The following is a 19,409-nucleotide window of genomic DNA, read 5'->3' on the forward strand; positions in this document are numbered from 1 at the left end:
TGTCGAGCCGGCCAGTTGCGATGATGCCGTTGTCGGAGTTGTAGAACAGCAGCTCTCGCCCCACTGCGGTGACGGCGGTCCAGCCCGAGTTGAGCTGGCCTTCGTCCAGGCCGTCGAAGTGTCCGTTGGTGTCGAGCCGGGCGGTTTGGATGCGGCCACTGCGAGAATTGAAGAACAGCAGTTCCCGTGCCACGATGACTCCTCGATTGTCGCGAAGGACCCCCGCGACCCAGGGCAAAGGCTGCCACGCGGACTACTGGAATCGCGAGTGCGGGCAGGTGCCATGGGTTGTCGTCACCACGGCCACCCTCTGTAAACGAGCCTACTCTCGGGCTCTCATGGCGGCATGCGGAGCGGGCACCTACGACGGGCGAAAAAACCTGCTTCCCGTGACTGGTTGACCGAACACTCATCCCTCCCAACGTGTCGCCTTTCATCGGTAGCGGGCGAGCTCGGACCTGGTGACTGTGTTTCAGGCGGCAGGGATCCATGCCTCTTGACGGACGGATCGGCTTCCGTCGATTGGACGCTCAGCCCGGCCGCATGGATGCCAATCGGACCTCATACCCAGATGCTCGCAAGTTGTCCAGCCGTGCGTGCAGCAGTGTCGGCAGCCCAGGGGCTGCCGGGCGATCCGGAGCGTCTGCGCTCTTCTGGCCAGCGCTGCCGGGCTCTGCTGCCCCGTCTCAGTTTCCGACTCAGTTGGCCGGTACGAGCACGCCGACCGTGCCGTCGTCGTCATCGTCCGGCCGCTCCGCGGCGGTCTTCCAGATCAGTCCGTCGACCTGCCGTGCCACGTCGGCCCGCACCGCGTTGACCATGTGCTGGTACCGCGCGGCCATGGCCGTGGTCGACCACCCCATGAGGCCCATGACGGCCCGCTCGGATACTCCGAGGATGAGCAGAACCGTGGCGGCCGTGTGGCGCGCGTCGTGCAGACGCCCGTCACGAACCTTCGCTTCCACCAGCAGGGCCTTCCACTCGGCCCAGTCCCTACGGTGGGACGGACTGCGGCCTTGCTCATCGGGGAACACCCTAACGACCCCACCTCGATCTACTTTTCAGAGAGCGACCTCCAGCGGTACCGCACTCGGTTCATTCCTCCTCAGTCAGACGAGCCGCACCTGATGTACGACGGTGACGCTGCGGCTGTGATCACAGCTCTAGAAGCCTCTCGCCTCTGACGTTCGAAGGGTAGATATGCAGGTCAGCCAGGCTGACCCCCGTCTCAGTTTGCGTCTCATTCAGACCCGTCCAGGGCCGTTCAGGACGGGTCAGACCCCGGACGGGTACACGGGAATGAACCAGGTTGAACGACCCTGGATCTGGCCCTACCGGGCCCGGACAAACCTGCAAAGCGGGTTACGCCGGTTCGAATCCGGTCACGGCTTCTGGCGTCCCGAACAGGGAAAACCAAAAGGCGGCATCCCAGATGGGATGCCGCCTTTTAGTTCGTCTGTCAATGACCCGCAGCCCTGACGTTCCTCAACCGACCGGACGGGACATCCGGTCGACTCGTCCCCGCACGACTTCGCCCGCAACAACCCGGCTGTACGACCGGCAGCTGACGTACGGTGACGAGTGCGGCAGTCACTGGAGCAGTGGAACGGCTCCCGGGATTTCCTGGGAATACCCGCGCGGTACCGGAGAAACCGTTCCGGTTGCGGGCCGGGAGGCGCTGTAGGAATGTGGTGGGTGAAGGGCCTGAGGGCTGCCGAATCAGCTGGTCAAAGCGCGGCAGCTGAACCCTGGCCCGATTCACGGACGACCCCGCGAAACCTGGCGATCCCCCATGTCACGCCTGTCGTGTCGGCGTCAGGGTCGGCCTCCACAGAACTACTCGTACGCCAACGAGCAGGTGGTCCCATGTCTACGCGCACGTCCCACACGTCCCGCATCTCTGGCAGGTCTCGCACTCGCGTGACCATGGCCCCAATCGTCGCCGCGGTGCTGGCCGGAGGCCTCCTGACGGCCGGTCAGGCCTCAGCAGCGCCCCCGGTCGGAACGGTGTCCTTCAGCGGCAAGGTGACCTGCAAGAACGCATTCCCGGCCCCCAACGACTCTGTCCCCACCCGGGTATCGCTGGACAGCGATGAAGACGACGGGTCGGGTCCCACCAACAACCCGGCCAACCGCAGGGCGACGTTCGGCCCCATCAGCATCGACGCCCCGTTGGACTCGCCGTTCGCCCTCGCGGCCGAGGTCACGTGCAAGGCACCGGGGAAGAAGGCCCAAACGTTCACCAGGGCCATCCAGCTGGACAACCTCACCGAAGGCGATACGGTCCCGCTGAACATCAAGTAGGCACCCGCGCACACACTGCGCACCGCCCCGTAAGGCCATCGGTCTGACGGGGCGGTGCGTCTCAGGTGTCGATCACGCCGTCACCAGGCATGCGCGTCCTTATGCGCCGCACTCGGTCTGCTGCTTGGCGGACTCCAGGAACTTCGTCATGAGCGCGGTGAACAGCGCCCGCGAGGTGCCCGCCTTCATGTGCTCCACGGATCCGCTGAGCCCCAGCTCGAGCTCGAAGGAATCCTTGGACCCCTTGCAGGTCAGGGCGGTGCGCGCACCTGTGTCCCACACGATGCCCTTGTCGCCGAGGGGCAGCGGATCCGGCGCGGGCGGGTCGGTGGGCGGCCAGACGAAGCTCTGCCCGAGAGGCTGGCGCGTGGCCGTGACGAGGACCCGGCCCTTGCCGTCGACGGCGACGTTGCAGGTGGCCGTTCGGCGCGAAGCGGTCAGGCGGGCATCGGCCGGGCCTGACGCCTCCACCGTCTCGCCGTAGCCCATCAGAGGCTCCAGATCGGATCGGGTGAAGACGCCGAAGCAGGTGCGCTCCGGCAACTGCTCGGCCGCGGAGTTCTTCTCTTCGCCGCATCCGGTCAGAGCTGCCACCCCGACCAGCATCGCAGCGAGTACCCGGGGGCCGGCAACGCCGCGCATCAGGAGCCGCCGTTCGACGTGACGACGTGGCCGCGGCCGACCGCGTGGGCGTTCGCCGTCTCCGCCGAGGCCAGCCCGGCGAGGGCGTCGATGCTCCTCTGGTTCATCCCCGTCCCCTCTGCGGCCTTGCGGACCGATTGTTCCGCCGAACGGCCCGCCTCCAGCTGTGCTTGCGTGTAGTCGAGCACGGCCTTGTGGTCGGCCTCCCCGGTCTTCTCCGCCTGGTCCTTCGTGGCCCGCTCGACCACGCCCTCCGTGATGTCCTCCTGGAGCCATTCCACGACGTCTCCGGCGAGCGGCACCATCTCCAGATACTTTCCGCCTGCCGCACTGATGGCCCGGTTGATCCATTTGGCGTTGTCCTCGACGCCCTTGACGTATTCCTCCGCCTTGTGGCCGTTCTCCGCGAACGTTCCCTCGGCCCTGGCCTCGGAAAGGATGCCCGCTATCTGGCCACCGGGGTGCACGGCAACCGTGATCGCCGCGTCGATCTCCTCGTACTCGCTCCGGTGCGCGATGACATCGTTGATGAGTGTCGTCGTGAACGCCCGCTGAGCGTTGGTGATGGCGCCGTACGCGTCCGGGTCCTGGCCCACCGCTCCGATGAACGCCGCCATGTCGGCTTTGTTGAACTCGGCCATCTCGCCGTTGGCCTTGATCATCCCGCTGCCGTTCTCCGCCGACGCCTGGATGTCCGGCATGTACTCGGCCGCCATCTGGCCGAAGTGCCCGGACAGGCCGTTCAGCGGGCCGTCCGGTTCCTTCGGGTCCGCGTCGATCAGCTCCGGCTTGTCGCCGATCTTCTCGACGACCCGTTCCATGACGGCCGCCATCTCCTTGGTGTGCGGGACCGGCGGGGAGTCCTCGTCGCCGGGGCCCCGGTGCGAGACCGCCGCCATCAGGGCGTCACCGAGCGCCTGCTGGGCCGGGTGCAGGTCGCCGGTCCGCGATATGTCGAAGCTGTCCATGTACGGCTTCTTGTCGAGCATGTAGTCGACCATGCCCTGGTCCTTGCCGTGCTGCCCCGAGACCGGCTTGTCGTCCTTCGTGACGATGCCGTCCTTGTCGGTGTCCTCGCGGACCGGCTCGTTGAAGAACGCCGTCGCCGCGTCCGGGTTGTTGCCCAGCGCCTCCATCAGGCCGGTCAGCGGGTAGAAGCCGCGGCCGTCCTGGCCCTGGCTGAGGACCGACTCCAGACCGTACGGGGTGTGGAACTCCCAGGCCCTCGGGTCCTTGCGGTCCATGGCGACCATGTCGCGGCCGACCGAGGTGAGGAACTCCGTGTCGTACTTCCCCTCGCGCAGCAGCGCGCCCAGGGCCTGGTAGCCGTAGATCTGCTGCACGCCGCCGTAGACGGCCATCTCCTTGCGGCCCGCCTTCATCAGCTGGGTCGTCCAGGCCGCGTCGAGGTGATGGGGAACGTCCTTGTGCGTCGCGAGCCCGAGCATCGCACCCATGTCGCTCTGGATGTTCGCGACCATCAGCGCGCGGTCCTTGCCCGCCGGCCCCAGGCCCGTCGCGTCGAGGGACATCTTGGAGTACATCTCCAGCGTGCCCTCGGCGCCGATCGTCCGGTAGAAGCCCGTCGAGAACTCGGGGTCCGTACGGTTGTCGTCGAGCAGTTCCTCCAGCTCGCGCAGCGCCTCGACGTTGCGCGCCGTGCCGCCCTCGCCGGTGACCTTCTTCATCAGGCCGGCGGCGCGGGCCGCCTGTTCGGCATCGAGGGTGGTGAACTTCGCTCCGCTGAAGTCGTGTGCGTCCGCGAGGTTCGCCTGGAGGGCCCGGACCAGGGAGTCGTCGGCGTCCTGGGCGTCCTCGACCGCCCGGTTGACACGGGACTGCCACGCGTTGCGGTTCGCATTCAGGGTCTGCTGGTAGTCGGGGTCGTGCCGGGCCGCGTTCCGCTCCCCCTCGGTGGGCAGCGGAATGGCCGTGACCCGCCCACTGGCATCGACCTGGAAGCCGGCCGCCGGGGCCTCCGCGGCGAGCTTCTTCAGCGCGTCCTGGGCGGCCTTGAACGTCGCGTGGGCGTCGGCGAGGACCTGGTGCATGCCCTTGGCGGCCTTGGCCGCGTCCTCGAACTCCTTGGCCGTCTTGTCGACGAACGGTCGCGCCACTCCTGCGGTGACCCCGCTCCACTCGGCCTTGTCGGACTTCGCCTTCATGCCGTTGCGGGCGGCCTCGGCCAGCTCGTCCAGCTTGCCGGCCATCGCCGTCCAGTCGGTGACGGCCGTCTGGAGCTTGTCCAGGGGCGCGTTCATCACGTTCTCGTACGTCAGCATGCGGGGCGCCTACTTGAGGTATTCGTCTATCGCGGACGCGGAGAAGTCCGCCTGGAGCTGCTGCTCGTCCTTGACATGGGAGGCGAGCGAGTAGTCCAGGCCGTTGGAGATGTTGGCGCAGGCGGCCACGAGGGTCTTCACCTGGCTCTCCCAGACGCTGTTGGCCTTGAGGAGCGCCGCCCCGCCGGCGAAGGCCTCCTTCGTGAGGGCCCCGGCGGCTTCGGCGGTTGCGGTGGCGGCGTGCTTGCCGTCGGTCTGCAGGCGCGTGTGCAGCTTGTACGCCTCGGAGCCGATCGCACCGATGTGGTCCTGATTGAGGTCGAGGTCACCGCCACCGCCACCACCGCCGGGATCGGCGGGCGCCTGATTGAGGCGCATGGTGACATGGGCGGTGGCCGTGGCGCGAGCCGCCGACCATTCCTCGTCGAACGACATCGCGTGAACTCCCGAAGCCAGGGTGCAGGTCGGATCGGCCCCGGGGTCAGCGGTTACGTCGTACGACGACCACGGTCACGGCCCCACCGATCAGCACGCAGGCTCCCAGACCGAGGGCGATCCAGGGAAGAGAACTACCACTCTTCTTCTCCTCGGCCTGCGCCGCGGGCTTCGACGCGGCCGCGTCGGGGGCCTTGCCGTCGGGAGCCGCGGAGGGCTTCTTGGCCGCATCCGCCGCCGCGAGATCGGGCAGCGGGTAGGCGTCGGCCGGGCCGGGGTCACCGGGGTTGGACAGCGCGATGAGGGGGCGGACGATGCCGTAGCCGATGTAGTCGTTGCGCTCGACGCCGTCGGTGGGCTTCCCGGCGGTGTTCAGGAGGACGCGCAGGACCTGGTTGTTGGTCCACTCGGGGTGGGCGGACCAGATGAGGGCGGCGGAGGCGGATGCGAGGGCTGAGGAGTCACTGGTGCCGTGGGTTTTGCACAACCCCGTCTTGCCAGAGCAAGCGGTGACAATATCGATACCCGGGGCGGCCAGGTCCACCTGGGGACCATGTTGGGATTCCGCGGTCGCCTTGCCCTTGGCATCTGTCGCGCCTACGCCGACCACCCCAGGGGTCGCACCCGGGTACTCAACCTCGTTGCCTACATCCCCGGAATTCCCTACGGCAGCGAAGACCAGCTTTCCCTTCGAGAGCGCATACTTGACCGCTTCGGCCCGCGCCCGGTCAGTCTCAGGCGTACCACCGATTCCCAGGGAGATATTGATGACCTTGGCATCCGATTCGGCTGCGAACCGAATAGCCGCGGCCCAAGACGGTGTGGCCAATTCAGCGTTGGCGACACGGATTGGGAGGATCTTGACGCCGGGTGCCAGCCCGAAACCACCGTCGCCGCTCGGGTGTTTACCCGTCGCAGCGATCATGGCCGCTATGCCTGTGCCATGACCACTGTTGTCGCTACGCCCATCTCCACCTTGCGACACGAGATCCGTGCCCGGGATGATCTGCCCCTTCAGTTCAGGGATCTCCTTGACGCCATCGTCGATGATCGCGACGGTCACGCCCTTGCCCGTGCTGACCTTCCAGATGTCGTCAGCCTTCATGGCGTCGAGATGCCATTGCTGGGATCGAACGGTCTCCGCATGGGCAGGGGTCGCGGCGACCCCGGCCAGAAGGAGACCCACCAGGGCCGAGGTCGCCTTGCGCATGCGCATCCCGTGCAATGTCCGTTCTGCTCAGTCGATCACCGGCGGGACAACACGGCGGCTGCCCTGCCAGGTCTCTTCGTCTTCGGCCAGGTAGTCGGGGCGTTCGCCCCCCTGGTCGTTCCGTCGCTTACCCGGAGTCTGCGTGCCGGCGCCCGCATGGCCCATGGAACCCATGCCCGCGCCACCGCCGACGCCATTGCGGACGAGGCCCGAACCGCCCTGGGTGAACGGCTGGCCGCCCACGCCCGGGCGACCGGCCGCACCGGTCTGACGCCCTCCGACGACGCCTCCCGGCTCCGAAGCCAGCCGACGTCCGCCAGAGAAGGCTCCCTGGCTGCTGCCGTGGGCGCCACCGCCACCGTGGCCCATACCTCCGCCACCCATGGGACGGCCCGCCTGGGCGCCTTCGCCGATGACCGTACCCCGCGGGATACCCGAGCTGGGGCCGGTGGACGTCACGGGGCGGCCGCCCATGATGCCGCTGTCACGCGGGAGCATGCCGGGCAGGCCGCCGCCCTTGCCGAGAGGACCGGTCGTGCCCGGGACAGGGATGCCGGGGCCGAAGACACCGGGGAGACCCGGCCCCTTCACCCCGCTGATCGGCGGAACTGCCACAGGCGGCACGAAGGGACCGATGGGCGGACCGCCGGGGCTCGTGGGCGGCGGGCCACCGGGCGTCGGCGTCACCGGAGGCAGCGTCTGGTTAGGAGGCAGTGTGCCGACGGTGTCGAGGTCCACCTCCACATCACGGTCGGGGGTCACCGGCACGGGCAGAGTCGTCGTCGGCAGGGTGTTGTCCGGCTGCGACGGACGTTCCTGAACAAAGCCCGGCTCGTTCGAGGGCGCACTGCCGCCAGGACCTGTCAGCGGGTACGACGAGCCGGCCGAACCGACCCCTCCGGATCCTCCACTGGACCGTTCCAGGTCCTCGTTGCCATAGCGGGCCGGCGGCAACAGCACCGGCGGCGGCGGCGGGAACGTCGGGATCGTCCCGTTGTCCATCTCCGTGGACGACTGCTGGTACGACTGCGCCAGGTTGGTCATCAGCCGCACCGCCTCGCGGTGGTCCGCGTCCAGAATCGTCTGCGCCTCGGAGCGGGTCTTCGCCGCGTCCGGGTCGTTGTGGTGCTCGATGGCCGCCGCGAGGTTCTTGGTCGCCGTCGCGTCGACCGCGGTCATCTTCGTGGCCTCGGTCATCGTCTGGACGACCCAGCCCATCGCCGTCCCGCCCTTGGCGCTGTACTCGCCCAGGCGCAGCGTCGCGTTGCCCGCTCGGCCCACCCACTCCTGGAAGGCGACGGCTCCTTCGCCTTCCCAGCCGGTCACGACGTGGCGCTTGAGCGCCTCGCCGATCTTCTTGATGTCCTCGGCGGCCTTCTTCAGCTGGTCGGCCCGCGCCTGGACCGAGGTGGGGTCCAGCGAAGCGATCATGTCGCGCATCTGCTGGTGCGTGAAGGGTTCGAAATCGGTCATGAGTAGCTACCTCCCGCCGTGCTGGGCGACGGAGTCGGAGTCGTGGACGTCGGTGGCTGGTTGGCTTCCTTGAGGCGGCGCTGTTCCTCCGGCCACGGGTCGCGATCCTCCACGTACTGCGCCTTCGCCTCCCTGGCGATGGCCGCCATGCGCTGCTTGGTCTCCTCGTCCACGCCGGCGTAGTTGTTGCCCGCCGACAGGACCGCGATGCCCAGGGCCTCGATCGTCCCAGCCAGCCCCTTCGAGAGCTTCTGCAGCTCCGTGACGACCGTGTCGTACGACTTGAACAGCGCGTCGACCTCCGTGAAGCCCTTACCGAGCTTGCTGGCCGGCAGTTTGTCGTCCGCCAGTTTCTTGTGGTCCGCGTCGGAGCCGGTGAGGTCGTCCAACAGCGAGTCCACCATGCGCTTGTACTCGTTCATCGAGTCGAACTCGACCCGCAGCGCCGCAGCGGCCGCTCCTGCGGCCGTCGCTGCGATCGCGCCCATCGGACCCGCCAGCCCCAGCGCGAGGGCCGCTGTCACTTGGCCCGCCCCGTTGTCCTCTGCCACGTTGGCCTCCCCGTCTCCCCGTGGTCGCGGCGTTTCCGCCGCTCCCCGTCCCCGTTCGCACCCGTGTCCGCGCGCACGCGCACACCGGTACCGATCACTCTAGCGACCGGCGCCGACAGGCCCAAGTCCGGGGTTGCACGTGCAATGCGGGTCACACGGTCACGAGTTGGGCGTACCCACCGCCGCGGAAGGCCTGATCGGCAGGCGGTTCACCGGGCGGCCCGTGGCCGCGCGGACCGCCGAGGCCACCGCCGCCGGGGTCGTCACCACGGGGACCGCGCTCGCCGCCTTCGCGCCGAACGGGGCCACCACGTCGCGTTCTTCGACCAGCTTGACGATGCGGACCGCCGGGGCGTCCAGCGCCGTCGGCAGGGCGTAGCCCGTCAGGTCCGGGTGGCGGATCAGGCCGGAGACCGTGCGGAGGTTCTCCGTCAGGGCCGCGCCCACGCCCTGGGTGACGCCCGCCTCGATACGGGCCTCCAGCTGACGGGGGTTCAGGATGCGGCCCACGTCCTGGGCCACCGCGAGTTCCACGACCCGGACCGAGCCCAGTTCGATGTCCACGTCCACCACCGCGCGGATCGCACAGAAGGCGAGGCCCACGAAGGCGTCGCCCTGGCCGTCCGCGTCCAGGGGTTCCGTGGGGTGGGGGCGGCACTGGGCCGTCGCCCAGAGTTCCTTGCCGGCCATCGCCTCCGTCACCGACATCGAGAACGCGCCGTCGTACGACGTGATGCGACCGTCCTGGATCTGCAGGAGCTCCGTCGACATGCCCAGCTTGTGGGCCATCGGCTGGAGGAGCTGGGTGCGGACCATCTTGGCCGCCCGCTCCACCGCGCCGCCCGACACCCACGTGTGGCGGCCGTGCGCCGACGGGCCGGCCGGCGGCTGGTCGGTGTCCACCGGGGCCATGGCGACCTCGTCGACGCCCAGGACCTCCTGGACGATCTGCCGGGCCAGTGTGGCGAAGCCCTGGCCGGTGTCGACGGCCGCGCAGATGACCGTGGCCGCGCCGCCCACCACCTTCACCGTGGCCGTGGAGACCTCGTCGGCCCCCTCGGCGCCGAGCATGTGAACCATGCCGACGCCGTAGCCCACCCCGCGCCGTACCGCGCCCGGCTCGCCCGCGCCCTCCGGGCCGCCCGGCAGGAGCCACTCGTCCTCCGGGGCGTCCTTGGGCAGGGCGGGCAGTTCGAAGTCGCGGACCGCGCGCAGCAGTTCCGCCACCGGGGCCGGGCAGGTCACCGTCTGGCCGGTGGGGAGCAGGTCTCCCGTCGCCAGGACGTTGCGCAGGCGCAGCTCGGCCCCGTCGATGCCGAGGGCGGCCGCGAGCTTGTCCATCTGGCCCTCGTACGCGGCGCACACCTGCATGGCGCCCTCGCCGCGGACGTGGCCCGACGGCGGGTTGTTGGTGCGTACCGCCCAGCCCTCGACGAAGGCGTGCGGGACGACGTACGGGCCGCAGGCGAAGGCCACCGCCGCCGCCAGGGACTCGGAGGAGGAATCGGCGTAGGCGCCGCCGTCCATGAGGATCTGCGCCTCGACCTTGACGAGGCGCCCCTCCGCGTCCGCGTGGTGGCGGTAGCGCAGCAGGGTCGGGTGCCGGTGGGTGTGGCCGAGGAAGGACTCCTCGCGGGTGGCGGCCAGTTTGACCGGGCAGCCCGTGCGCAGGGCGAGCAGGCCGAGCGGGAGCTGGAAGGCGGCGTCCTCGCGGTCGGCCGTCGCGCCCGGCACGCCGGTGACGACCACGCGCACGCGGTCCGGATCCAGTCCGAAGCAGGCGGCGGCCAGGTCGCGGTCGGTGTGCGGGTCGGTGGACGCGGTGTAGAGCTCCACGCCGCCGTCGGGGCGTGGCACGGCCAGTCCGGCCTCGGCGCCGATGGGGGCCGGGTCCTGGCGGCCGATCCGGTACAGGCCCTCGACCACGATGTCGCCGGTGGCTTCCGGGTCGCCGTAGCGGAGCGGGATGTGCCGGATCAGGTTGCCGTCGGGGTGCAGGGCGGGGGCGCCGAAGGACTGCTCGGGGTCGGTGACCGGGTCGAGGAGCTCGTACTCGACCGCGATCGCGGCGGCGGCCAGCCGTGCGGTGTCGGGGTGGTCGGCGGCGACGGCGGCGATGGCCTCGCCGTGGTGGCGTACGACGTCGTGCGCGAACACCGGCCGGTCGGCGATCCGGCGGCCGTGTGTGGTGGCGCCGGGCACGTCGGCGTGGGTGACGACGGCGCGGACGCCGGGCATCTCGGCGGCGGCCGTGGTGTCGATGGAGAGGATCCGGGCGTGGGCGTGCGGGGAGCGCAGCACGGCGGCCCACAGGAGGCCCTCGGCCCACAGGTCGGCGGCGTAGGGGAAGGTGCCCTCGGTCTTGGCGCGGGTGTCCGCGGCCGGGACGGAGGCTCCGATTCCGCGCGGTACCTGCTGTTCGGAGGCTTCGGGACCCGGGGCGGCCATGGCCGTCACCGTGGTGTTGAGCGTTGTCGTCGCCGTCGCCGCGTCCTGCCCGCTCACGCCGTGCCTCCGTGGTGGATGCCGCCCTCGCCGGGCGCTGCCTGATGCGGGATGCGCGGCTCCGGTGCACCTGTGCCCGGGGCCGCGGGCTCCGTGGCCGCCGCCTCGCGCTCGGCCACGACCTCGCGCACGGCGTCGACGACGCCCGCGTAGCCGGAGCAGCGGCAGAGGTTGCCGCACAGGGCCTGACGGGTCTCCAGCTCGCTGGGGGCGTGATTGCCCTCCAGCAGGTCGTGGATGGTCATGGCCATGCCGGGTACGCAGAACCCGCACTGCACCGCACCCGACCTGCACAACGCCTGCTGGACGTCCGAGAGTTCCCCGCCGGTCGCAAGACCCTCGACGGTACGCACCTCGCTGCCGGCGGCCGTGGCGGCCGGTACCAGGCAGGAGGCGACGAGCCGGCCGTCGACCTGCACGGCGCAGGCGCCGCATTCGCCCTGCGAGCAGCCGTCCTTGGCGCCCGCGAGGCCGAGGCGCTCGCGCAGCACGTACAGGAGGGACTCGCCGATCCAGGCACCGGTGACGGGCCGGTCGGCGCCGTTGACGCGCAGGACGTAGGAGGCCGACGGGTGCTCGTGATGGGCGGCGGCCCCGGCGGTCGCGTCTTCTTCGTACGTCGCCACCTCGGCCGGGAAACCTTCGGTGGTGCCCTCGTCCGGGAGTGCGTCCCCGCTGTCGGCGGTGTCCACGGTCGGCATGAGGTCGGCCGGGGGCTCCTGCGCGGCCGGCCCGTCCCCGCTCCCGGGGTCGGACTCCGCAGCGACGGGCTCCGCCTCGTGCGCGGCCGCGGGGCCGGGCTCCGGCGCGTGGCCGAACGCGGTGAAGCCGTGGCCGTCGGTGCCGGCGGGCTGCGCGGGCTCGGCGGCCGGCGCCTGGACACGGACCCCGCCGAAGAGATCCAGGTCGGGGGGAGCCACCGGCGGCTGCTCGGCGGCGGCGACGGAGGCGGAGGTGGCGGAGGAGGCAGAGGTGGCGGACGGCTCGGGGTACCCGGCCTGCTCCGCGTACCCGGCGTACTCGCCCTGCCCGGCGTACTCGCCCTGCCCGGCGTACTCCCCCTGGACCGCATGCCCGGCATGCCCGGCATGCCCAGCGTGCCCCGTGTATTCGCCCTGCTCCGCGTGGTCCGTGGCCCTGGCGCCCTCGGCGTGCTCCGCCGCCGGGCCGTGCGCGGCCTCGATGTCGTGCGGGGCCTGGTGCACGGGCTCGCCCTCGGGCAGGGGGGTGCCCACCCCGGGCCCGCCCAGCACCCGCGGCCCGCGTGCCGCGGCGCCCACTCCGGGCCCGCCGAGCAGCCGCCCGGCGGCATGCGCGGTCGCGGCGGCGGCGGCCGAAGCGGCGGCGGCCTCGTCCGTGCCGGGCAGCACACCGGCAGCGGCACCGGCGGCACCGGTGGCGGCTGCTGCCTCGGGGTCCGCGGCAGGCTGCTGCGTCAGGTACGCCCACGGCGCCGGGGCGCCGCCCGGCAGCGTCGCCGGGGCCTGGCTCCAGTCGGCGTCCAGAGCGCCCGGCCGGTAGTCGTTCGACTGCTCGGGAATTTCGTTGAACTCGGGCACGGCCCACTGCCCGGTCGCCGGACCGGCCTGCTCGGGCTCGTGCGCCGCCTCCGGGAACCGCCACTCGGCCGTCGCGCTCGGATCGGTCACCGGCTGCTCCGGCTCCGCCTCGGCGAACGCCGCCGCGACCGACGCCGGGATCGGGATCGACGCGGGGATCGGCCCGCCCACCGACCCGGAGCCCGGGCCCTGACCAGCAGCACCAGCAGCACCAGCACCACCAGCGGCAGCACCTGCACCGCCCGCCGGGCCGCCCTGTGCCGAGCCGTCCGCCTCCGGCCACTGCACCGGAATCGACCACGTCCCCGTGGCCGCCGGATCCGTACTCCCCGAGCCGAGCGGCACGATCATCGGCGGCGGCACGTAGCCGTGCCCGGGCGCCGCGAGCGGCTCCCCGGTGCCGAGCGCGTCCAGCATGTCCTGCGGCAGTTTCACGAAGGCCGTGGCGTCCGAGTCGTACTCGCCGCCCTGCGGGACCGGTTCCCAGCCCCAGCCCGCCGTGCCGTTCCCCTGGGTCACGTTCTCGTTCTCGTTCTCGCTCATGAGGTCAGCGCCCTCCCCAGGGCCCTGCGCGCCAGCACGGCCACCGTCCGCCGCAGATGCAGTACTCCGGGAGCCACCGGCTCGCCCTGGTCGGGCACGCACGCGGCCGCGACGTACTCGCCGAAGGCCTCCAGCGCCTCGGGGGCCAGGGTCCGCCCGCCGTCCCAGTCGATCAGTGAGGCCACCCACTGCTCGGCCTCCAGCGGCCGCAGCGGCATCGGGGCGACCGCGCCGATGGCGCAGCGCACGCCCCGGCGCGCGGGATCCAGGACGAGCCCCACGGACGCCACGGCACGCCCCGGCCCGGTGCGGCCCGTGGCCTTCAGGAACACCTGTGGTGCGTGCAGCAGCGGCACCCGCACGAAGCCGATCAGCTCGCCGGGCCGCAGCATCTCCCGCCCGGCCAGCAGGTACGACACCGGGATCTCCCGCTGCCCGCCCGGGCCGACGATGACGAGCACGGCCTCCAGCGCGGCCAGCACGGGCAGTGCGTCACCCGTGGGCGCGGCGGTGGCGATGTTGCCGCCGAGGGTGCCCGCGTTGCGGATCTGCGGGGGGCCGGCGGCCCGGGCCGCGGCCGCGAGCGCGGGAATCAGAGCGGCGAAATCCGGCCGTCCCATCCGGGCGTGCGTGAGGCCCGCACCGAGCAGCGCGTGGCCGTCCTGGTACTGCCAGCCGCGGATCTCGTTGATCCGGCCCAGGCCCACCAGGGCGGCGGGCCGCAGCATCCCCGCGTTGACGGCGGCCATCAGGTCGGTGCCGCCCGCGACCGGCACGGCGGCGGGCATGGCGGTGAGCGCCGCCACGGCCTCGTCGAGCGAGGCCGGCAGCGTCACGGACTGCGCCGCCTGCGGGCCCTGCGGCCCCTGAGGTGAATCCAGTGCGTGCGGTGCGTGCGTGGTCAACCCAGCTGCCCCTTCCCGATGTCCCGGTTCCGGCGCTCACGCCTGTTCCGCCGTACGGTACGTCCTCACCGCCGGGACGTGGCAACTCTGGCACATCTTCCGGGCCGCCCGGCGCGAGGGTCGGCCCGCTGCGGCCGGCCCCGGGCGCGGTGCCCCGTACGGGCCGTACGGCCCTGTCACACCGTCTTCGACGGCCCTCCTCCCCGATTGCCCGATTTTCCCTGTATCGGGGGAAATTGAGGCAGAGTTCCGCTCCCGTTCCTTTTCGGTTCGGGTCGGCGCCGTCATCCACTTGTCACACGTTCGGGGGCGCGCCATCGATCGGACGCCCGAGCACACCGGGCCGCCGCTGCCGCGGCAACGGTCCGCCCGGCGGCCGGTAATCGACCCCCTGCGCGGCCAACCGCGCGTAGTGCGCGGCCATCCGCCCCTCGAACCACGCGAAGTCGCGCTCCTCGGGCGCCGGCTGCCATGACCACACCACCTCGGCGAAGGCCACCAGCCGCGGAAACACCTGGTAGTCGACCCGGTCCTGGTTCTCCATGACCTCCGTCCACACGTTGGCCTGCGCGCCCAGCACCCGGGCGGCGGCCTCCGGCGACAGCTTCGGCGGCACCGGCTCGAAGCGGTATACGTCCTCCAGCGAGCGCACGTACCCGATGGGCATCGGCTCGTCCGCGCCGGCCGCCTGCCGGTGGTCCAGGTACACCCGCTGCTCGGGGCACATGACCACGTCGTGCCCGGCCTCGGCGGCGGCGATCCCGCCCGCGTAGCCGCGCCACGAGGACACGGCGGCCCCGTCCGCGAGCCCGCCCTCAAGGATCTCGTCCCAGCCGATCAGCCGCCGCCCGCGCGCGGCGAGCCAGCGGTCGAAGTGCCGGACGAACCAGGACTGCAGCCCGTCCTCCCCGTCCACGCCCAGCTCGCGGATCCGCTCCTGGGCGGCCTCGGAGGCCTTCCACTGCGCCTTGGGGCACTCGTCCCCGCCCACGTGCACGAAGGGTGAGACCTCCGCCGGGAACAGGTCCAGCAGCTCCTCGAAGACCCCCTCGTAGAAGCGCAGCACCGCCTCGGTGGGCGCGAGCACGTTCTCGGTGATCCCCCAGTCCTCCCAGACCCCGAGCGCGGCGGTGTCGACGACGTCGGTGTTGCCCAGCTCCGGGTACGCGGCGATCGCGGCCTGCGAATGCCCCGGTACGTCGATCTCCGGGACCACCCGGACGTGCCGCTCGGCGGCGTACGCGACGATCTCGCGGATGTCGTCCTGCGTGTAGAAGCCGCCGTGCGGGGTCTCGTTCCACAGCGGCGAGGCCCGGTGGCCCCACCGGCTGCGCGGGCGCCAGCCGCCGACCTCGGTCAGCCGCGGGTAGCGCTTGATCTCGATCCGCCAGCCCTGGTCGTCGGTCAGGTGCAGGTGCAGCACGTTGAGCTTGTGCGCGGCGAGCAGGTCGATGTAGCGCAGCACGCCGTCCTTGGGCATGAAGTGCCGGGCCACGTCCAGCATCATCCCGCGCCAGCCGAACCGCGGGCCGTCCACGACGGAGGCGTACGGCAGGCTCCACGCGCGGCCGGGCAGCGGCGCCCTGCGGTACGCGTCGGGCCCCAGCAGCTGACGCAGCGTCTGGGCGCCCCAGAACAGTCCGGCCGCCGTCGCGCCCGTCAGCTCCGCCCCGTCCGGGCCGATCTCGATGCGGTACGCCTCCGGCCCCGGCTCCCCGGCGCCGTCCGGGTCGACGCGCAGCCTCAGCTCGGCGGTCACGCCCTCCCCGGCGGCGGGCAGCTCCCAGCCGGTGGCCGCGCCCAGTTCACGCCGCAGCCAGCGCGCGACGGCCGCGGCTCCCGGCCCGGCGTCCAGGACCGGCTCGGGCCCGAACGCGAAGCGGCGCCCGCCCTCGTCGGGAACGGCGACCCGGGGTGCGGGGATCAGGTCCATACGCCAGCCCTTCACGACTGCGTGCGCGTGTTGCGTCCTGCGCAACGCTCGTTCCGCAGGGCGCTCGTCGCGCCGACCCTAACGCGCCCCACGGGCACGGCAAAGACCCCCGGACGCGCTGTGGCGCACCGGGGGTCTCGGTCGGTCTCGGTCCCGCGGAAGACGGGGGGGCTCAAGGGCGGACTACTTGTCCTTGCCGCCCTTGTCCTTGTCCCCGCCGGGGCCCATGGACTCGTAGATCTCCTTGCACATGGGGCAGACCGGGTACTTCTTCGGGTCCCGGCCCGGTACCCAGACCTTGCCGCAGAGCGCGACGACGGGGGTCCCGTCGAGCGCGCTCGCCATGATCTTGTCCTTCTGGACGTAGTGGGCGAAGCGCTCGTGGTCGCCGTCACCGTGCGACACCTGCGGCGTCGGCTCTACGAGGGTCCCCGTGCCAGTCCCGCGCTCGGGCTCAAGAGTGCTCATGGAACCCAGGGTACTTAACCCCGCGCCAGTCAGTTGAGCGACGGGTCGTCCGGATAGGTGGCGACCATCGCGAGGTCGCTGCGCTGGCGGCGCAGCACCGCCCGCCACAGCCGCTCCGGATCCGGGAAGGACACGTCCCCGGGCTCCGACTCCACCACGTACCAGGCGCCCTCGCCGAGCTCCGCCTCCAGCTGGCCCGGGCCCCAGCCGGAGTAGCCCGCGAAGATCCGCAGGCCGCCCAGGGCCGCGGCCAGCAGCTCCGGCGGCGTCTCCAGGTCGACCAGTCCGATCGCCCCGTACACGCGGCGCCAGCCGAGCGGACCCTCCTCGCCCGGGATCACCGCCACGCCCAGGGCCGAGTCCATGGCCACCGGCCCGCCCTGGAAGACCACCCCGGGGTCGCCGGCCAGGGGCGCCCAGGGCAGCAGGACGTCGCCGACGCCCACGGGCGTCGGCCTGTTCAGGACCACGCCGAGGGAGCCCTGCTCGTCGTGGTCGAGCAGCAGCACGACCGCGCGGTCGAAGTTCGGGTCCGCGAGGGCGGGGGTGGCCACGAGCAGCCGCCCTGTGAGGGAGGACACCTCGGTCATGCCGCCATGATCCCGCACATCTGCCGATTCCGGGGAGCGGGCGGAAAGATCGGATCGATCGCAGCTCAGGGCGCACGGCAGCAGCGAGGAGCGCGCACGGACGGCATAGGCGGAACGCAACACTCCGCCATGTGGTGGATACGGAGGGTGTTGTGCCGAATTCATGACAGTCCTACGGCCACGTCGGCCTTACGAACAAGGGGGTGGTGGCCCTTACCCTTTTCCCTGGCCCCCTGCCCATCCCTCTCCGGAACGCGAGATTCATGACCGGCATCAGTGACGATGTACTGCTTGTCCACGGCGGTACCCCGCTCGAGGGCGAGATCCGTGTCCGTGGTGCGAAGAACCTCGTGCCCAAGGCCATGGTCGCCGCTCTGCTCGGCAGCGAACCCAGCCGGCTGCGCAACGTTCCCGACATCCGTGACGTGCGCGTCGTCCGCGGGCTGCTCCAGCTGCACGGGGTGACGGTCCGTCCCGGCGAGGAGCCGGGCGAGCTCGTGCTCGACCCCACCCACGTCGAGAGCGCGAACGTCGCCGACATCGACGCCCACGCGGGCTCCTCGCGCATCCCGATCCTGTTCTGCGGCCCCCTGCTGCACCGGCTCGGCCACGCCTTCATCCCGGGCCTGGGCGGCTGCGACATCGGCGGCCGGCCGATCGACTTCCACTTCGACGTGCTCCGCCAGTTCGGCGCGACCATCGAGAAGCGCGAGGGCGGCCAGTACCTGGAAGCCCCGCAGCGCCTGCGCGGCTGCAAGATCCGCCTCCCCTACCCGTCGGTCGGCTCGACCGAGCAGGTGCTGCTGACGGCCGTCCTGGCCGAGGGCGTCACCGAGCTCAGCAACGCCGCGGTGGAGCCGGAGATCGAGGACCTCATCTGCGTCCTGCAGAAGATGGGCGCGATCATCTCCGTCGACACCGACCGGACCATCCGGATCACGGGCGTCGACCGCCTCGGCGGCTACAACCACAAGGCCCTCCCGGACCGTCTCGAAGCCGCCTCCTGGGCTTCCGCGGCGCTCGCCACCGGCGGCAACATCTACGTGCGCGGTGCCCAGCAGCGCTCGATGATGACCTTCCTGAACACCTTCCGCCGCGTCGGCGGGGCGTTCGAGATCGACGACGACGGCATCCGCTTCTGGCACCCGGGCGGCCCGCTCAACGCCATCGCGCTGGAGACGGACGTGCACCCCGGCTTCCAGACCGACTGGCAGCAGCCGCTCGTCGTGGCCCTGACGCAGGCCTCCGGCCTGTCGATCGTCCACGAGACGGTCTACGAGTCCCGGCTCGGCTTCACCTCGGCGCTCAACCAGATGGGTGCTCACATCCAGCTGTACCGCGAGTGCCTGGGCGGCAGCGCCTGCCGCTTCGGCCAGCGCAACTTCCTGCACTCGGCGGTCGTCTCCGGCCCCACCAAGCTGCAGGGCGCCGACCTGGTCATCCCCGACCTGCGCGGCGGATTCTCGTACCTGATCGCGGCCCTGGCCGCCGAGGGCACCTCGCGGGTCCACGGCATCGACCTGATCAACCGCGGCTACGAGAACTTCATGGAGAAGCTCGTGGAACTCGGCGCGAAGGTCGAACTCCCGGGCGGCGACCTCGCCTGAGCCGTACCCGGACACCCGGACGTACGCACAGAGCCCCCCGGGCCCCGCACAGGGCCCGGGGGGCTTTCCCGTGCCCGGGCCAAGACCCGGCCAAGGCCCGGCCAAGGGCCCTGCCCCATGCCCGGCCCGACGCCCGGCCCGACGCCCGGTCAGATGCCGTCAGATGCCCGGCCCGACGCCCGGCCAAGGCCCGCGCAGGCCCGTACGGAGCCGAACGGAGCCGCACGGCGGCCCGGCGGGACGTGCCGGTGGCATAACTGGGCCCCACCAGGCCCCTGACGGGGCCTCACAGGGCCTGCCAGGCCCGCCGGGCGGCCCGGGGCGGCTCCCCGCCCGTCCGGGCCCACCGGCCCGCGTCCGGCCCCGGACATGCCGAAGGGCGGCCACCCCGCCCGGGGGTGA

At 71.5% G+C, this 19,409-nt stretch carries 15 protein-coding genes and 1 pseudogene; 2 read left to right on the forward strand and 14 right to left on the reverse strand.

What is annotated here, in order from left to right; all coding sequences use genetic code 11:
• Both ACFY04_RS04940 and ACFY04_RS04945 read right to left on the reverse strand, forming a co-directional pair.
• Positions 1-193 (reverse strand): hypothetical protein (locus tag ACFY04_RS04940; protein ID WP_389114225.1); only part of this gene is annotated, 193 nt, incomplete at its 3' end.
• 505 nt (positions 194-698) lie between these two features.
• Positions 699-1,034 (reverse strand): annotated as a pseudogene (locus ACFY04_RS04945) (tyrosine-type recombinase/integrase); the annotation flags it as partial.
• An 886-nt stretch (positions 1,035-1,920) separates the two neighbouring features.
• Between ACFY04_RS04945 and ACFY04_RS04950 the strand changes: the two are divergent.
• Positions 1,921-2,304 carry a hypothetical protein gene (locus ACFY04_RS04950; RefSeq protein WP_389114226.1) on the forward strand — a complete coding sequence of 128 codons (384 nt, stop codon included), beginning with the start codon at positions 1,921-1,923 and terminating at the stop codon, positions 2,302-2,304.
• Positions 2,305-2,403: 99 nt separating this feature from the next.
• On the opposite strand, the gene ACFY04_RS04955 is transcribed toward ACFY04_RS04950, so the two are convergent.
• The 12 genes from ACFY04_RS04955 to ACFY04_RS05010 form a co-directional block, all read right to left on the reverse strand.
• Positions 2,404-2,898 (reverse strand): hypothetical protein, encoded by a 495-nt coding sequence (locus ACFY04_RS04955; protein WP_389114227.1) that lies wholly within the window; start codon positions 2,896-2,898, stop codon positions 2,404-2,406.
• A 47-nt stretch (positions 2,899-2,945) separates the two neighbouring features.
• On the reverse strand, positions 2,946-5,228 hold the full coding sequence (locus ACFY04_RS04960) for a hypothetical protein (RefSeq protein ID WP_389114228.1): 2,283 nt from the start codon (positions 5,226-5,228) through the stop codon (positions 2,946-2,948).
• 9 nt (positions 5,229-5,237) lie between these two features.
• Positions 5,238-5,663, reverse strand: coding sequence for a hypothetical protein (locus tag ACFY04_RS04965; RefSeq protein ID WP_389114229.1), 426 nt, complete (start codon positions 5,661-5,663; stop codon positions 5,238-5,240).
• A 46-nt stretch (positions 5,664-5,709) separates the two neighbouring features.
• A complete protein-coding gene (gene mycP / locus ACFY04_RS04970) occupies positions 5,710-6,879 on the reverse strand; it encodes a type VII secretion-associated serine protease mycosin (RefSeq protein WP_389114230.1) in 1,170 nt (389 codons plus the stop codon).
• 21 nt (positions 6,880-6,900) lie between these two features.
• Positions 6,901-8,346 (reverse strand): WXG100 family type VII secretion target, encoded by a 1,446-nt coding sequence (locus tag ACFY04_RS04975; protein WP_389114231.1) that lies wholly within the window; start codon positions 8,344-8,346, stop codon positions 6,901-6,903.
• On the reverse strand, positions 8,343-8,897 hold the full coding sequence (locus ACFY04_RS04980) for a hypothetical protein (protein ID WP_389114232.1): 555 nt from the start codon (positions 8,895-8,897) through the stop codon (positions 8,343-8,345). Before ACFY04_RS04980 ends, ACFY04_RS04975 begins: the two co-directional genes overlap by 4 nt.
• A 159-nt stretch (positions 8,898-9,056) precedes the next feature.
• Positions 9,057-11,345, reverse strand: coding sequence for a xanthine dehydrogenase family protein molybdopterin-binding subunit (locus ACFY04_RS04985; protein ID WP_389114289.1), 2,289 nt, complete (start codon positions 11,343-11,345; stop codon positions 9,057-9,059).
• Positions 11,346-11,398: 53 nt separating this feature from the next.
• Positions 11,399-13,504, reverse strand: coding sequence for a (2Fe-2S)-binding protein (locus ACFY04_RS04990; RefSeq protein ID WP_389114233.1), 2,106 nt, complete (start codon positions 13,502-13,504; stop codon positions 11,399-11,401).
• Positions 13,501-14,385 carry an FAD binding domain-containing protein gene (locus ACFY04_RS04995; RefSeq protein WP_389114290.1) on the reverse strand — a complete coding sequence of 295 codons (885 nt, stop codon included), beginning with the start codon at positions 14,383-14,385 and terminating at the stop codon, positions 13,501-13,503. The genes ACFY04_RS04990 and ACFY04_RS04995 overlap by 4 nt, the downstream gene beginning before the upstream one ends.
• Before the next feature lie 319 nt (positions 14,386-14,704).
• Entirely contained in the window at positions 14,705-16,342 is a 1,638-nt protein-coding gene (locus ACFY04_RS05000; protein ID WP_389114234.1) for a beta-N-acetylhexosaminidase, read from the reverse strand.
• 183 nt (positions 16,343-16,525) lie between these two features.
• Positions 16,526-16,810, reverse strand: coding sequence for a DUF3039 domain-containing protein (locus tag ACFY04_RS05005; protein WP_030010729.1), 285 nt, complete (start codon positions 16,808-16,810; stop codon positions 16,526-16,528).
• A 29-nt stretch (positions 16,811-16,839) separates the two neighbouring features.
• Positions 16,840-17,400 (reverse strand): YqgE/AlgH family protein, encoded by a 561-nt coding sequence (locus ACFY04_RS05010; protein WP_266595951.1) that lies wholly within the window; start codon positions 17,398-17,400, stop codon positions 16,840-16,842.
• Between the two features lie 263 nt (positions 17,401-17,663).
• On the opposite strand from ACFY04_RS05010, the gene murA reads away from it, so the two are divergent.
• Entirely contained in the window at positions 17,664-19,007 is a 1,344-nt protein-coding gene (gene murA / locus ACFY04_RS05015; protein WP_030010731.1) for a UDP-N-acetylglucosamine 1-carboxyvinyltransferase, read from the forward strand.
• Positions 19,008-19,409 lie beyond the last annotated feature (402 nt).

The sequence above is a fragment of the Streptomyces sp. NPDC001549 genome (assembly GCF_042894025.1).
GTDB classification, from domain to species: domain Bacteria; phylum Actinomycetota; class Actinomycetes; order Streptomycetales; family Streptomycetaceae; genus Streptomyces; species Streptomyces kutzneri.

Bases quoted from the DNA above. Each gene is read 5' to 3' on its own strand.
- murA (WP_030010731.1), top strand. From the start codon at position 17,664: ATGACCGGCATCAGTGACGATGTACTGCTTGTCCACGGCGGTACCCCG.
- ACFY04_RS04990 (WP_389114233.1), bottom strand. From the start codon at position 13,504: ATGAGCGAGAACGAGAACGAGAACGTGACCCAGGGGAACGGCACGGCG.
- ACFY04_RS04960 (WP_389114228.1), bottom strand. From the start codon at position 5,228: ATGCTGACGTACGAGAACGTGATGAACGCGCCCCTGGACAAGCTCCAG.
- ACFY04_RS04965 (WP_389114229.1), bottom strand. From the start codon at position 5,663: ATGTCGTTCGACGAGGAATGGTCGGCGGCTCGCGCCACGGCCACCGCC.
- ACFY04_RS05000 (WP_389114234.1), bottom strand. From the start codon at position 16,342: ATGGACCTGATCCCCGCACCCCGGGTCGCCGTTCCCGACGAGGGCGGG.
- mycP (WP_389114230.1), bottom strand. From the start codon at position 6,879: ATGCGCATGCGCAAGGCGACCTCGGCCCTGGTGGGTCTCCTTCTGGCC.
- ACFY04_RS05010 (WP_266595951.1), bottom strand. From the start codon at position 17,400: ATGACCGAGGTGTCCTCCCTCACAGGGCGGCTGCTCGTGGCCACCCCC.
- ACFY04_RS04975 (WP_389114231.1), bottom strand. From the start codon at position 8,346: ATGACCGATTTCGAACCCTTCACGCACCAGCAGATGCGCGACATGATC.
- ACFY04_RS05005 (WP_030010729.1), bottom strand. From the start codon at position 16,810: ATGAGCACTCTTGAGCCCGAGCGCGGGACTGGCACGGGGACCCTCGTA.
- ACFY04_RS04985 (WP_389114289.1), bottom strand. From the start codon at position 11,345: ATGGCCGCCCCGGGTCCCGAAGCCTCCGAACAGCAGGTACCGCGCGGA.